Genomic DNA, 14,583 nt, shown 5'->3' with positions numbered 1-14,583 from the left:
GAAATGTAATGAAAGTATTAATCGCAGATGATGAACAAGATATGCTGAAAATTTTAAAAGCATATTTTGAAAAAGAAGGCTTCGAAGTTTTATTAGCAAAGGATGGAGAGGAAGCACTTCAAATATTTTACGATGAGAAAATTGACTTAGCTATTTTAGATTGGATGATGCCGAAAAATAGTGGTATTACTGTCTGTCAGGAAATCAAAAAGAATTCAAGTGTGAAAGTATTAATGCTTACTGCGAAAAGTGAAAGTGAAGACGAATTAGCAGCTCTTCAAAGCGGGGCAGATGAGTACGTGAAAAAACCATTTCACCCAGGGGTGCTAATAACCCGAGCGAAAAAGCTTGTGCAGCATGAAGATGTTATTCAAGTTCAAGATGTAAAAATAGATTTCACCAAAAATAAAGTATATAAAAATGAGAAAGAATTAGAAATTACAAAGACAGAATTACAATTAATAAAGTGCTTTTTAAATCATAAAGGCACGATTTTAACGCGGAAAAAGTTGTTAGATATCGTCTGGGGATTTGATTATTTTGGGGAAGAGCGAACGGTTGATACGCATGTAAGAAGGTTGCGTAAAAAAATAGGAGAAAATATTATAAAAACGCATCGCGGTTTAGGATACAGTTTGGAGGAAGAGTGTGAATAAGCTCGGTAAAAAGTTATTTTTCAGCATCTCTTTAACAGTCATCCTTATTTTTGCCATCTCTTTATTATTAATTAACTATTTTTTACCAAAATATAATGTGCACAAAACACGTGAAAGCTTAGAAGGCATTACAGCGCAAATACAGTCGATACCGCGTGAAGAACTTGATGATGCTATAAATCGCATTGAAAATGAAGGTAATGTTACGATTGCTTATACATCAATAAATAGTTCAGAAGATGCTATTAATGAAGAATTACGCATGCAACTTACAAAAAAGAGAGTTGCATTGAATAAACTTTGGATTACAAAAGAAGAAATTACGAAAGTGAAGAACCTCGGACAATCGAATAAAATATATGATCAAGAAAAGATAAAATCTAGTTTTTTTGCGAAATACATTGCGAAAGATGATATGTTGATTTTAGTAGGAGTTTCTATCGCACATTCCAATGAAGTAATTAAAACGCTTAACTCATTTTATTTATACATTTTGGGGTTCTCACTATTTCTTATTATCGTGCTCGTCTGGATTTTTTCAAAAACAATCACTACACCACTAAATGAATTGAGTGATGTCGCAGAAGAAATTTCACGTCTGAAATTTAAACGGACGAAAGTTAAAACGAATGATGAAATAGGTGATTTAGCAAATAGTATTAACATCATGAGTGATAAATTACATGAAGCACATCAAGATTTAACAGATCGAAATGACCACTTAAAACGATTTATGGGCGATGTAACTCATGAATTAAAAACACCAATCGCATTAGTAAAAGCATATTCTATGGGAATAAAAGATGGTTTAGATGATGGCACATATGTTGATACAATCATTAAACAAACAGATCAAATTTCAAATTTAATTGAAGAGTTATTGCGATTTTCTAAACTAGAAAGAGATATTTTACAAAAAGAAGAATTCCCTATTGAACCACTAGTCCAAAATATAATAGATAAGCATAGAATTGAACTGGAGTCGAAAGAAATCAAGTTGCAAGTGAACTATAATGCTGGTGATGCGATTGTTTATGCTGATTTAAATAAAATGAGAATGGTCTTTCAAAATTTAATCTCTAATGCGATAAAATATACAACGAATCAAAATATAAAAATCACATTAGAAGAGAAAAATGACATTGTGTATTTTCAAATTCAAAATGGTATTGCTGCTGAGGGAATTAAAGAGATAGATAAAATTTGGGAGCCTTTTTACGTATTGGAATCTTCACGTAGTAAAGAAAAATCAGGTACTGGGTTAGGACTAGCGATAGTAAAAAGTATTTTAGAAAGGCATGGATTTGAATACGGGGTTTCGGTAGTAGGTGGGGAAATACAATTTTATATGTATATAGAAAGGAACTAATTGTTATTAGTTCCTTTTCTTTTATATAAACAAATTTGATAGTACTACAAATTTCTCAATTTTTTATACAAAACATAAACTGAATTTTCTGCATTTTTAATGTATAGTAAAAGAAGGAATATATGGGGAGGGAAGGGCATGAAGAAAAAGAAATTAGTAATTACACTATCGACTATATTATCTTTAACAATTACTTCAGGAGTTTCTAGTATGACTGTACATGCAGAAAATAAAGAAGGGACCTCTGTAAAAGAGAATGGTGTTAAGTTAAATGGACAAGTTTCAGAAGCTTTAACTCCAAATACGAAAATTCAATTGGAAAATGGGATGACGAAACCAATCTATTCACTTGATGAAGCCATTGTAGAAGATCTATTTGTAGAGACAGAAGTTGATAGTGATCGAGATGGTAAAAAAGATCGTGTATCAATAAAGGTTATGCGTCCAAAGACGAATCCAGACGTGAAAGTTCCTGTTATATATGAAATGAGTCCATATCGAGCTGGATTAAAAGATGTTCCTGTTTATAATGTTGATGAAGAATTGTATGCGTATGAAGGAAAACCGTATGGGGCAGTTAATCTTGGGTCGTATGGTAATTATTATGTTCCGAGAGGATATGCAGTTATTTTAGGCGAAAGTATCGGAACTGGAAAATCAGATGGATGTCCGACAACTGGAGATGAACAAGAAATACTAGGAACGAAGTCTGTCATTGATTGGGTGAATGGTCGTGCAAAAGCATATACAGAGGATGGTAAGGAAGTAAATGCAAATTGGTCTACGGGCAATGTAGGGATGACAGGAGCTTCTTATAATGGTACGTTACCAAATGCTGTCGCAACGACAGGAGTGGAAGGGTTAAAAACAATTATTCCAATCGCAGCGATTAGTAGTTGGTATGATTATTATCGTGCAAATGGGGCGGTCATTGCGCCGGGTGGTTATCAAGGAGAAGATACAGATAATATGGCTGAAGCAGTACTAACAAGAAAGAACCCAGAAGTTTGCGGTCAGATCATTAAAGAACTAACAGCTGGACAAGATCGTAAAACAGGCGATTATAACGACTTTTGGGATAAACGTAACTATGTAAAAGATGTTAAGAATGTGAAGGCTAGTGTGTTTGTTGTTCACGGTTTAAATGATTGGAATGTAAAAACGAAGCAGTTTTCTCAGTGGTGGGAAGCACTTGGTGAAAATAATGTTCCTCGTAAAATGTGGTTACACCAAGGTGGACACGGAGGAACATCAAGTAATAACTGGCAACAAACGCAAAATAAATGGTTTGATTATTGGTTATATGGAATTGAAAATGGGGTTATGGATGAACCGATGGTTGATGTACAACGTGAAAATAAGACGTGGCAAAAAATAAAAAATTGGCCAGATCCAGCGGCTGTACCGTCAAAAATCCGTATGTATTTAAGTAATAAAGCAGTCAATTTGCCATTAAGTATGGGATCAGTAAACAATGTTTTCTCATTAGTAGATGATGCTAAAATAAAGTCAAATCAACTAGTAGAAAACCCTGAGTTAGAAATAGCGAATCGATTAGTATATACAATGCCTGTACTGCAAAAAGATATGCGAATAAGTGGTACGCCGAAGATTTCGATAATAGGAAATATTGATCGGTCTGTTTCAAATTTAACAGCTTTACTCGTTGATTACGGCGGAGCGAAGCCTGAAATTGTAACGAGAGGTTGGATGGATCCGCAAAACTTAAATAGTATAGAAAATTCAACAGCGATTCAACCTGGTAAGGATTATACATTTACATGGGACATGCAGCCAGATGATTACGTATTTAAAGCAGGGCATCAAATAGGAGTCGTCTTAATCGCAAGTGACTACGATTATACAATTAGACCGAAAGCAGGAACAAAGCTTACGGTGAAATTGAGTGAAGTGACATTGCCGATTGTGAAATAGATTGGCTTAACCAAGTAACTGTATCATATTTAAAATATGAAAAATGGAGTAAAGGACAGTTAGTACAAACTGAACTGTAATGTTTTGTAATGCGGTGGTATGGTATAGCAGAGTTTAAACTCCTTTTAGAAAGTATAGGTTTCACTGACATTATTTGCTCTGCTGACTATGTTTATGAAAAGCAACCGTCAAATGCAGACCAAATTATTACTTTTGAAGCTGTACGAAAAGAATAGGGCGAATTTTCGGAAAGTAAGTATCAATAAAAATAAGGCAATCGATACAAAATCGACTGCCTTATTTTCTATTTTTATGTAATGGTTTGTAAAATGAATAAATAGATGGAGGGAAAAATTAATGAAATTCATTTTAATATTTGGTCCCCAAGCAGTTGGGAAAATGACAGTCGGACAAGAATTAGCGAAACTAACAGATTTGAAAATTTTTCATAATCACATGACCATTGATTTAGTAAGTCCATTTTTTGATTACAGTACGAAGGAAGCAAAAAGATTAGTAAGTTTGTTTCGTAATAAAATATTTGAAGAAGTGTCTAAAAGTGATTTATACGGAATGATTTTTACATATGTATGGGCATTTGACCTTCAATCTGATTGGGAGTATATACATCATGTAGTAAGTATTTTTGAATCAAAAGGTGGAACAGTATATTTTGTAGAGCTTGAAGCAGAACTAGGTGAAAGATTAGAGCGAAATAAAAGTTCACATAGACTAGAGCATAAACCGAAAAAAAAGATATTAAATGGTCTGAAAAAAATTTAAAAGAAACGATGAAAAAACATAGATTAAACTCACTTCATGGTGAAATTGATAAAGAAGAGTATATAAAAATTAATAATACTAATTTGAGCGCTCAAGAAGTAGCTGTAAAGATTAAGGAAAAATTCCGATTGTAATATATTTATATGCTGTTATGTTTTATTGTCCAAGCACTCTCCTAAAAACCACATATACTATTTATATTCAAGGTGGTCACTATTTTAATTGGGGCTTTTTTTAATATAAATGATACTTTAGGAAAGTAGGGAGAATAAATTTGGAAAACGAAGAACAAGGAAGAATTGAAAATCAAGTGTATTCTAATCGGGTTGTAAGATCAGAATTTGATAAGCATTGGGAAACTTGTATTTCCAAAAGTGGTTATGTAATCTATGTAGCGACAAGTGACCATGCTGAAGTAATAGTGCTACTTTCAGATGGTTCAAGTAAATTATTAATCTTCAAAAAAGGCGGTAAAGTAGTAGTAGGTGGCGGTGGAACGAGTCATTACAGCAAACCACATATTGCAAGAAATATTTAAGGTTGAGAATGTTAATTGAGAAGATGCTGGAAAACGGTTAGCCATTCATGTTTAGAACATGAATGGCTAACCGTTTTTATTTGTTGAAGGGATTTTAGAAGAACTTGAGTTAGTAGATAGATAGTTAAAAATGTAACTGCTTATGTATAATTAATATCATTTCGTCAAATGAATGTCACATAAGAGTCTTATAGTGTATGTAGGGAGTGAAACATACACCAAGTAGGAGATGGAATGATGAAAAAAGCGCTACAATATATATTCATATTACTTACGTTATTTACTTTAAGTTATGTAATTTATACCAACTATGAAAAGCAGAAACAGATTAAAAATAATAAACAAGTAATTAGTGAAGTGGCAATGAGGTATGGTATTCCAGATTGGATACCATTATCTATTGCTGATCATGAAACAAAGTTTAATCGAAAAGCGATAGGGGACAACGGAACATCTTTCGGATTATTCCAATTACATCGTGGTGGTTTAGCACCAGTACAATTATCGGAAGATAGCTTAATGGATTCACGAATAAATACAACAATAGCGATTTCTAATATGATTAAATCGTATGAGCGCGGTGTGAAAAAAGGATTGGTTGATTGGGATTTACTTAAATACGTTGCCAATACATCAGGATGGCCAGGAAACTTAGGGGGAGAATGGACGGATAATAATACAAAATATAATAAAGGGCTAGAACAATCGTATCAATTATATAAATAAAAGAGATACACAAAAAAGGCATTTCCAATTTGGGGAAATGCCTTTTTTATGTTATAGTATAATAGTGTTTAAATGATATGTTATTTAGATATATCTTTAATTTTGTTATGTAGTATTTTTATATTAAATAATTACTAAAATTATTTTTTTATATAAGGAGTAAGAAGTAGGAATATGAAAAATATAGATTTTATACTAGAAAGTGACGAATCATTAAAACCGTCAGAACGATTAGTACTATTATTATTAGAGAAGCATAGAATGTTATATACGAACGATCTATTAGCTCTTTCAAATTTATCATATAAAACATTAACGGATTCACTAACAGCACTCGTTTTAAAGTCTTATGTACTGAAAGATACAGGTAAGGGAAGAAGGCAGAATTGTTATAGATTAGTATGATAAGAGTAAGAAATAGCATAATGTAGTGATGTTTTTCATATGTAAGGTTATAGTGTGTTTTTGGTTTTCAAAAGATAAGAATTAAATAACGACATATATTTGTATTTTAATTTCATTTTCGTTAAAGATATTTGTACTTTAAATTTAAATACGAAAATATAATCATCATTATAAAAATGAAAATAAAAAAACAATCCGTTTATAAAGTGGATTGTTTTTTTATTGGAATAATATTTTTTTGAATGTATGTATTTATATTTCATTTCATTCTACTTCACTTGTATACTTTTCAGGTAATAATTCCATTACGTTACATTTTACAAGTTCACCATTATAAGAAAGTATAACTTTCGTATTTTTTCCGTAATCACTAATTAATTCTCGACACATACCACATGGAGCAACAACCCAACATTTTTCTATATCTTCATGAGGATGTGGGTGAGCAACTGCTACAATGGTATCAAATTCATGATCACCTTCTGAAATAGATTTTCCAATTGCCATTGCTTCACCGCATACTGTTATTCTTCCAACATTCGCTTCAACATGTACTGCTGCATACACATTACCCGTTTTGGTTCGTACAGCTGAACCGATATGATGACGACCATATTTATAGTTTTTTTCGATTACTTTTTCAGCAGCTCTAATTAAATCATAGTCTTCAGTGTTTAAAGGCATTACTTGTAACATAGTCTCTCTCCCTTATTAAGCATAATACGACCATTTTAACAGAATATTTTAATATTTAAAATAAATAATGAAGTTTACCCATTATTACCAATAAAATAATCAAATAACATTATTATGTAAACTGTTAATTTAAAAAGGAAAATATAATAATTAATAGAACATATAGAAAGGGATACTCAAATAGTCTGAAAACTGGGGGATTATTATGAAACATTTACAATCAATATCACAAGCTGTCATAAGCGGTGACAAGGAAAAAGTAGCGGAATTTGTAAAGATTGATCCAAGTGTTGTTAACGAATTTAGTGAAGATGGCTGGACACCACTTCATTTAGCAGCTTATTTTGGACAGAAAGAACTAGCAAGCTTCCTTTTAGAACAGGATGCAGATATACATATTAGGGCAAAAAACGAAAATGAAAATACGCCACTTCAAGCAGCAATTGCGAACAAACAAAGCGAGCTTGTAGCTTTCTTAATTGAAAAGGGATCAGATGTGAATGCAGTTCAAAGTGGTGGTTGGACAGGACTTCATGAAGCTGCTTTATTAGGAAATGAAGAAATAATTATATTATTACTTGAAAATCGGGCTAATAAAACGATTAAGAAAAATGATGGGAAAACAGCGTACGATATTGCATTAGAGAAAGGGCATGAGCATCTTTTACATCATTTGCAGGGGGAAGTAAGTTTATGATCAATCGCTGGAATGTAGGGATTTTTCTATTTAATGAAGTGGAAGTGTTAGATTTCGCGGGGCCGTTTGAAGTTTTTTCCGTTACTACAACGAATGGTGAACAACCATTTACTGTACATACCGTTAGCCAAGATGGGGAAATGATTATAGCGCGGAACGGATTAAAGGTACAACCGGATTATAGCATTGAAAACTTACCTCCAGTTGATATTTTAATTATTCCTGGTGGGTTAGGTGTTAGGGAAAACGAAGTGGAAAATGAAATTATAATAAATTGGATTTGCCAGCAAATGAAAGAAGTGAAGTTAATGGCTTCTGTTTGTACTGGAGCGCTTTTGTTAGCGAAAGCAGGTTTACTTGAGGAAAAACAAGCGACAACACATTGGGCTAGTATTGAAAACTTTAGAAAAGATTTTCCGAATGTTGAAATGTTAGAAAATGTAAAGTTTGTAGATGAGGGGCATATTATTACGTCTGGTGGAATTTCAGCCGGAATTAATATGTCATTTCATATTGTGAAAAATTTGTTAGGTGCTGAGGTTGCTGAAGAAACAGCGAAGAGAATGGAATATGATATAGATTTACAATATTAAAAGTAAAACAAGACCAGCATTTGGATATTTCCAACTGCTGGTCTTGTTTTATATTGAATGAATATACGCTAATTCCTCATCTGTAAGGATCGGACGGGTAGTTGCATCTGCATTTTCTTTCGCTTGTTTTTCTGTTTTTGCGCCAGGAATTGCGACCGATACTGCTGGATGGGAGAGGACATAGCGAAGTGCAAGTTGTCCTAATGTCTGATTTTTATTTGAGAGTAATCTTAATTTTTCTACTTTTTGTAAATCTTCTTGAAACCACTTTTCTTTTGGCCATTCTTTGCGTAAATCTTCGTCAGGAAAAGTTGTTTTATTTGTAAACTTTCCAGTTAATATCCCCATTTTTAAAGGTCCGCGTATAACAGCTCCTAAATTGTTCTCTTGTAGGTAGGGCAGTATGTCGTTTTCTGGTTTTCGGTTTAATATGTTGTAATCAAGTTGCACAACATCAATTTCATCGTTTTTATTGAAGTGTTTTATATATTGTAGGTCGTGAGTTGAAACACCAACAGCTCTTACTTTTCCGTCCCGTTTTAATATTTCAAATGCGCGTAAAAATGCTTCTGTTTCTTCTTGTTTATCCCACCAAATGTGACAGAAATAAACATCAATATAATCTGTTTCTAGGCGCAGTAAGCTAGTTTCAAAGACTGCGATCACTTTTTCGGCAGTATTATAAACAGGCTCTCCACTTGGATCATAGTGATGCCCAATTAAACCGCCTTTCGTTGATAAAATGATATTATTACGGTGCTCTCTTATCGCTTGAGTTACTAACCTTTCACTATGGCCTAATCCGTATACATCAGCAGTATCAATAAAGTTTACGCCGCATTCAATTGCTTTCTTCATAGCGGTAATAGATTGTTTGTCGTTAACAGGCCCCCATTCATCGCCGCCAATCGCCCACGCTCCAAAGCCAATTTCTGAAACAGTGATTCCAGTTTTACCTAATGTACGGTAGTGCATCGTTTCTTCCTTCTTGTAAGCAAGTTATAACATCGGTATGCAAAGGGAGAATTTATGTGAGTGAAAATGTTTTCTACAATAGAGGAAAAAGAATAACATAAACTACTATTTTATTGCAGCATAAATAAAAAATTTTACTTTAAATACAGAGATGTCGTCGAACGCTATCTCTAATTGGTTAATTTATGAGATTTTTTTGTGAAGGAGCTTATTTTATAAGAATAGAATTTAAGTTAGTAAGAGATCGTGCCGATGGTAGTGAAAAAATATGGGTTAGGGGGATTTGAAAATGAGGAAACTCAAAAGAGTAAATATTCCTAATATACCAGAGCAACTATCACAGCCTAACGACAATCGAACTATAAATAAGAAGAAGTTAAGGCGTTTTATTTTCATGTTCATTTTTATTGCTGCGACTACTTTGTACGTTCAATATATTTTAACGAAACAACAAGAAGTAATTAATGGCAAAAAAAATACAATAACGAACCAAAAGAAACAATTAGTTTCTTTAAAGAAAGATCAAGGTTCTTTAAAGACTAACATCGAGAATTTAACGGATAATGAAGAAGAAATTTTAAAGTTTGCGAGAAAAGAGTATCAATTTTCTAAGTCAAACGAAACAATATTCGTATTGCCAAAGTGAAGTGGTGGAACAGTTAGCGATAGCTAACTGTTTTTTGATGTATGGGGGAAAAAGGGGTTTGTAGTGTGAATGTCATGGTACAAGGAGTAATGACATATTGTAAAAATGAGAAGTTTGAGCCATTTTTAATTGTTTTAAGAGATTTTTATAATTATGGAATATATGTCAAAATAAATATTGTTAAAATTCTGTCAATTATATATAATACAAGATAAGCGGATATATTTTTTAATCAACGTTGAGTTAACAGCTCATACGTCTGTTAAGAAAACCGTTATCCTCGTATAAGAAAGGAAGATAGCTGTGTACGCTTCAAATACAATTTACATCGTAGGGGATGCGAAAGCACCTCAAAATAATCCCATTACCGAAAAGTACAAAAGCTATTTTGTAGCATTTGTACTTGAGAAGGATACAGGGGAAATTGTAGATGCAGATTGCTCAGCGACAATTGCATTAACATCTCAATTTGTTAAATATTTATTTCTACATAAAAATATTAATGATCCAGCGCTAGTAACAGAAATAAAAAATCGTTATTTCGGTTCGTCTCAAAAGGCGCTGCTTGTAGCACTGAAAGATGCACAAAAAAAATATAATCAGATCGCTGCTTTGTCTACCCACTCATAGACAAAATCCAGCCGTAAGAATCTTCTTATGGCTGGATTTTTTTGTTCCACATTAATGGCCGGATAAAGCCTCCTGCGGATTAAAGTTTCACTTTATAGACAATGAAAGGATGAACAAAATGAAAATAACCGATGTGAAGGTAAACCGCCGACATGTAAAGCTTCATACACCATTTAAAACAGCGCTTCGTACTGTAACGGAAATCGAAAGTATAGATGTGTTTATTCATACAGATGAAGGGATCGTTGGAAAAGGAGCTGCTGCAGCAACGCCGGTTATTACAGGTGATTTTGCCAACGGGATTGAGGAAGCAATATTAGGACCAATTCGTTCTGTATTAGTTGAAAAAGATGTACTGCAATTTCAAACGTTATTGTTACACATTCAAATGAGTTGTATAGGAAATACAAGTGCGAAAGCGGCGGTAGATATGGCTTTATACGATGTATATTGTCAATTTCACAACATACCGTTATACGCATTACTAGGTGGAAAGAAAGAGGTTTATACTGATATTACAGTAAGTGTGGATGAACCTTTATTAATGGCAAAAGAAGCGAAAAAGCATATCGAAAAGGGATTCCAAATATTAAAAATTAAGGTGGGTAAAGAGGCGCATTTAGATTTGGAACGCATAGAGGCAATTCGAAATGTAGTACCCAAAAATACGACGTTACGTTTAGATGCAAATCAAGGATGGAAACCGAAAGAAGCGGTTTCTATTATTAAAGAAATGGAGAATAGAAATTTAAATATAGAATTTGTAGAACAACCTGTTCATGCGAAAAATTGGGATGGATTAAAATACGTGAAAGATAATGTACAAACGCCTATTATGGCAGATGAAAGTATATTTTCAGCAAGGGATGCTTTAAAGCTTGTCCAAGGAGGATATGCAGACTTACTCAATATTAAATTAATGAAATGCGGTGGTATACGTGAAGCGTGGCGTATTGCAGATATCGCTGAAGCAGCTGGTGTGAAATGTATGGTTGGAAGTATGATGGAATCTTCACTCTCAGTTAGTGCTGTTGCACATTTAGCTGCATCTCATCCGAATATTCATTACTTTGATCTTGACGCACCATTATGGTTAGTAGAAGAGCCGGAAGGAATAACTTACACTGGACCAAAGGTAAACCTGCATTCTGCAGTGAATATACAGTCTTAGAAGTAGTGTCTAGCAAACTATCTTTTAAGGAGGATATGTATGAAAAAAATGGGGACTGCATTATTAACAACATTATTTATTTTTTCATCGTTTACAGCGGCAAATGCCGAAGAGAGGAAAGAAAATAAAGCGTATATAGACGTATCGGCTGCAACGTTATGGACTGCACCAGATTCACTTCGGCCAATCGATGAACCGAGTGCGACAAATCCTGTTAATTTATGGAAGTGGACGAAATCAATGACGCTAGATGAGAAGCTTTGGTTAACAAGTGCAAATAAATTAGAAACGCAAGCGCTACTCGGTCAAGAAGTAACGGTAATTGATAAACGAGGTGTTTGGGTAAAAGTGCTAGTGCATGGACAGCCAACGCCGCGAAATGAAGAAGGATACCCAGGGTGGATGCCCGAAAAACAATTAACGTATAATCAAGAATTTGCAGATAAGGCAGGACAGCCCTTCGTTTTAATTACAAAACCGACAGCAATTTTATATATTAATCCTTCTGAAAAACATAAATCGCTTGAAGTCAGCTATAATACGCGTTTACCGCTATTAAGTGAAGATACGATTTCATACCGTGTGTTGTTGCCAAATGGCCAGAAGGCGTGGCTACGGAAAAATGATGGAACTGTTTACCGTTCTCAAAATGATATTCCTACGCCAACAGCTGATGATTTAATAAACACCGGTAAGATGTTTTTAGGATTACCGTATATATGGGCTGGTACAAGTGGCTTCGGTTTTGATTGCTCAGGATTTACTCATACGATATATAAATCGCATGGTATTACAATCCCGCGAGATTCGGGGCCACAATCAAAAGCAGGAATTGCGGTTGATAAAGAAAACCTACAAAAGGGAGACTTAATATTCTTTGCACATAATCAAGGAAAAGGCAGTGTTCATCACGTTGCAATGTATATTGGTGATGGGAATATGATTCATTCACCAAGAGCTGAAAGATCGGTAGAAATTATACCGTTAAATACACCAGGATATATAGAAGAATACGCTGGCGCTCGTCGTTACTTACCTTAAAAAAGATAGGGGGGCTTTATATGAAAAAGGTTGTTCGCTATTCATTAGTTAGTACTCTACTTGTCTCTTCATTTTTAGTAGGCTGTGCGAAAGAAAAAACAGCTACGAAGCCGAAAGATGAGAAAAAAGTATTACAACTACTAGAAACGGGTGAAATTCCGTCACTGAATTCTGGAAAAGTAACAGATGCAGTATCGTTTAATGTTTTAAACAATGTTATGGAAGGGTTATTCCGTTTATCGAAAAATGATGAAGTGATCCAGGCTGGGGCACAAAAATATGAAGTGAGTAAAGACGGAAAGACTTATACATTCCACTTGCGTGATGCGAAATGGTCTAATGGTGATCCAGTAACAGCTCATGATTACGTATATGCTTGGAAGCAACTTATTAATCCAGATACAGCCTCTCAATATGCATATATTGCGTACGATGTAAAAAATGCAGAAAAGATAAATAAGAAACAATTAGGATTAGAAGAATTAGGTGTGAAAGCAAAAGATGATAAAACGTTCGTTGTGGAATTAGAACATCCAGTACCGTATTTTACGAAACTACTTATTTTACCGTCTTTCTATCCAATTAATGAAAAGTTTGCGAAAGAGCAAGGTGATAAATACGGTTTAGAGGCAAATAAAGCGGTGTATAATGGGCCGTTTACGTTGTCGGAGTGGAAGCACGAAGCAAGTTTTACAATGAAGAAAAACGATAAATATTGGGATGGAAAAGAAGTGAAGTTAGATGAAGTAAACTACCAAATTGTTAAAGAAATTTCAACGGCGGTAAATTTATATGAAACAGATAAAGTAGACAGAGCGGTCATTTCTACAGAATTCGTAGATAAATATAAAAATAATAAAGAACTGAAACAATATACAGATCCAGTTATGTATTTCTTCCGTTTCAATGAAAATGTACCGATTCTTAAAAATAAAAATGCCCGTCTTGCACTTAGCACAGTTTTTGATAAGAAGGGGCTCGCGACTTCATTTTTAAATGATGGTTCGGTAGCTGCCAACTACTACGTTCCGAAAGGGTTTTTAAAAGGGCCAGACAAGAAAGACTTTAGAGAAACGGCAGGAGAGTTTAATAAGACGGACGTAAAAAAGGCAAAGGAATATTGGGAAAAGGCAAAACAAGAGACAGGCACGAATGAAGTGACGTTAGAACTATTAAACTATGACTTAGAAAACTTTAAAAAGGTAGGCGAATATGTTAAAGAGCAGCTTGAGAAAAATTTACCAGGATTAAAGGTAAATGTGAAATTACAACCACATACGCAAAAACTAGCGCTAGAGAAGAAAAAAGAATATGAAATGTCGTTATCACGCTGGTTACCTGATTATCCAGATCCAATGACTTACTTAGAAGTATTCCTTTCGGGAAGTACTGTCAATAATACAGGATATGCAAATCCAGAATATGATGCGTTAATTAAAAAGATTAAAACAGAATTAGGTAATGATGAAAAAGCTCGTTGGAAGGCATTGCAAGATGCTGAAAAAGTACTCCTTGATGATGCAGTAATCGCACCAGTATTCCAGCGCGGATTATCTTACTTACAAAAACCATACGTGAAAGATTTATATGTTCACCAATTTGGTCCAGCAACAAGCCTAAAATGGGCGGACGTGCAAAAATAAAGTGAGAGAACAAACAGACTTCACATATGTGGTAGTCTGTTTGTTCTTATTTAAAGCAGAATGATAGTTCATGCTTATA

At 34.0% G+C, this 14,583-nt stretch carries 15 protein-coding genes and 2 pseudogenes; 15 read left to right on the top strand and 2 right to left on the bottom strand.

Annotated elements, in window-relative coordinates; all coding sequences use genetic code 11:
* Positions 1–8 precede the first annotated feature (8 nt).
* From CQZ94_RS08130 to CQZ94_RS08095, 8 genes and pseudogenes are all read left to right on the top strand, one after another.
* Positions 9–656, top strand: coding sequence for a response regulator transcription factor (locus CQZ94_RS08130; protein ID WP_105584976.1), 648 nt, complete (start codon positions 9–11; stop codon positions 654–656).
* Positions 649–2,025 (top strand): sensor histidine kinase, encoded by a 1,377-nt coding sequence (locus tag CQZ94_RS08125; RefSeq protein WP_105584975.1) that lies wholly within the window; start codon positions 649–651, stop codon positions 2,023–2,025. Before CQZ94_RS08130 ends, CQZ94_RS08125 begins: the two co-directional genes overlap by 8 nt.
* Positions 2,026–2,163: 138 nt before the next feature.
* Entirely contained in the window at positions 2,164–3,960 is a 1,797-nt protein-coding gene (locus CQZ94_RS08120) for a Xaa-Pro dipeptidyl-peptidase (protein WP_105584974.1), read from the top strand.
* Positions 3,954–4,196: pseudogene (locus tag CQZ94_RS08115) on the top strand (class I SAM-dependent methyltransferase); the annotation flags it as partial. The gene CQZ94_RS08120 and the pseudogene CQZ94_RS08115, both read left to right, overlap by 7 nt.
* Positions 4,197–4,317: 121 nt before the next feature.
* Positions 4,318–4,877, top strand: a pseudogene (locus tag CQZ94_RS08110) (AAA family ATPase).
* A gap of 140 nt (positions 4,878–5,017) precedes the next feature.
* Positions 5,018–5,281 (top strand): hypothetical protein, encoded by a 264-nt coding sequence (locus tag CQZ94_RS08105; protein ID WP_105584973.1) that lies wholly within the window; start codon positions 5,018–5,020, stop codon positions 5,279–5,281.
* 234 nt (positions 5,282–5,515) lie between these two features.
* Positions 5,516–6,007 carry a transglycosylase SLT domain-containing protein gene (locus tag CQZ94_RS08100; protein WP_105584972.1) on the top strand — a complete coding sequence of 164 codons (492 nt, stop codon included), beginning with the start codon at positions 5,516–5,518 and terminating at the stop codon, positions 6,005–6,007.
* Between the two features lie 174 nt (positions 6,008–6,181).
* Positions 6,182–6,412 (top strand): hypothetical protein, encoded by a 231-nt coding sequence (locus CQZ94_RS08095; RefSeq protein WP_002136784.1) that lies wholly within the window; start codon positions 6,182–6,184, stop codon positions 6,410–6,412.
* Positions 6,413–6,676: 264 nt separating this feature from the next.
* Here the strand turns inward: CQZ94_RS08095 and CQZ94_RS08090 are convergent, their stop codons facing one another.
* Positions 6,677–7,108, bottom strand: coding sequence for a cytidine deaminase (locus CQZ94_RS08090; RefSeq protein WP_105584971.1), 432 nt, complete (start codon positions 7,106–7,108; stop codon positions 6,677–6,679).
* A 205-nt stretch (positions 7,109–7,313) separates the two neighbouring features.
* On the opposite strand from CQZ94_RS08090, the gene CQZ94_RS08085 reads away from it, so the two are divergent.
* Both CQZ94_RS08085 and CQZ94_RS08080 read left to right on the top strand, forming a co-directional pair.
* A complete protein-coding gene (locus tag CQZ94_RS08085) occupies positions 7,314–7,805 on the top strand; it encodes an ankyrin repeat domain-containing protein (protein WP_105584970.1) in 492 nt (163 codons plus the stop codon).
* Positions 7,802–8,398: a DJ-1/PfpI family protein gene (locus CQZ94_RS08080; RefSeq protein WP_105584969.1), complete on the top strand. Its 597-nt coding sequence runs from the start codon at positions 7,802–7,804 to the stop codon at positions 8,396–8,398. Before CQZ94_RS08085 ends, CQZ94_RS08080 begins: the two co-directional genes overlap by 4 nt.
* Before the next feature lie 48 nt (positions 8,399–8,446).
* Here the strand turns inward: CQZ94_RS08080 and CQZ94_RS08075 are convergent, their stop codons facing one another.
* On the bottom strand, positions 8,447–9,373 hold the full coding sequence (locus tag CQZ94_RS08075; RefSeq protein WP_105584968.1) for an aldo/keto reductase: 927 nt from the start codon (positions 9,371–9,373) through the stop codon (positions 8,447–8,449).
* A 289-nt stretch (positions 9,374–9,662) separates the two neighbouring features.
* On the opposite strand from CQZ94_RS08075, the gene CQZ94_RS08070 reads away from it, so the two are divergent.
* From CQZ94_RS08070 to CQZ94_RS08050, 5 genes are all read left to right on the top strand, one after another.
* Positions 9,663–10,019, top strand: a complete 357-nt coding sequence (locus tag CQZ94_RS08070) for an FtsB family cell division protein (RefSeq protein ID WP_105584967.1) — start codon at positions 9,663–9,665, stop codon at positions 10,017–10,019.
* 303 nt (positions 10,020–10,322) lie between these two features.
* The gene (locus tag CQZ94_RS08065) at positions 10,323–10,649 is read left to right on the top strand and encodes a DUF3870 domain-containing protein (protein ID WP_070143408.1); all 327 of its coding nucleotides are present in this window, start codon (positions 10,323–10,325) and stop codon (positions 10,647–10,649) included.
* A 109-nt stretch (positions 10,650–10,758) separates the two neighbouring features.
* On the top strand, positions 10,759–11,820 hold the full coding sequence (locus tag CQZ94_RS08060; RefSeq protein WP_181149456.1) for a dipeptide epimerase: 1,062 nt from the start codon (positions 10,759–10,761) through the stop codon (positions 11,818–11,820).
* A gap of 39 nt (positions 11,821–11,859) precedes the next feature.
* A complete protein-coding gene (locus CQZ94_RS08055) occupies positions 11,860–12,861 on the top strand; it encodes a C40 family peptidase (protein ID WP_105584965.1) in 1,002 nt (333 codons plus the stop codon).
* 20 nt (positions 12,862–12,881) lie between these two features.
* Positions 12,882–14,504 carry a peptide ABC transporter substrate-binding protein gene (locus tag CQZ94_RS08050; protein ID WP_105584964.1) on the top strand — a complete coding sequence of 541 codons (1,623 nt, stop codon included), beginning with the start codon at positions 12,882–12,884 and terminating at the stop codon, positions 14,502–14,504.
* Positions 14,505–14,583: the final 79 nt, after the last annotated feature.

The organism is Bacillus sp. MYb209 (assembly GCF_002975175.1).
In the GTDB taxonomy this organism is placed as follows: Bacteria; Bacillota; Bacilli; order Bacillales; family Bacillaceae_G; genus Bacillus_A.
This window is presented reverse-complemented; position numbering and strand designations above follow the sequence as displayed.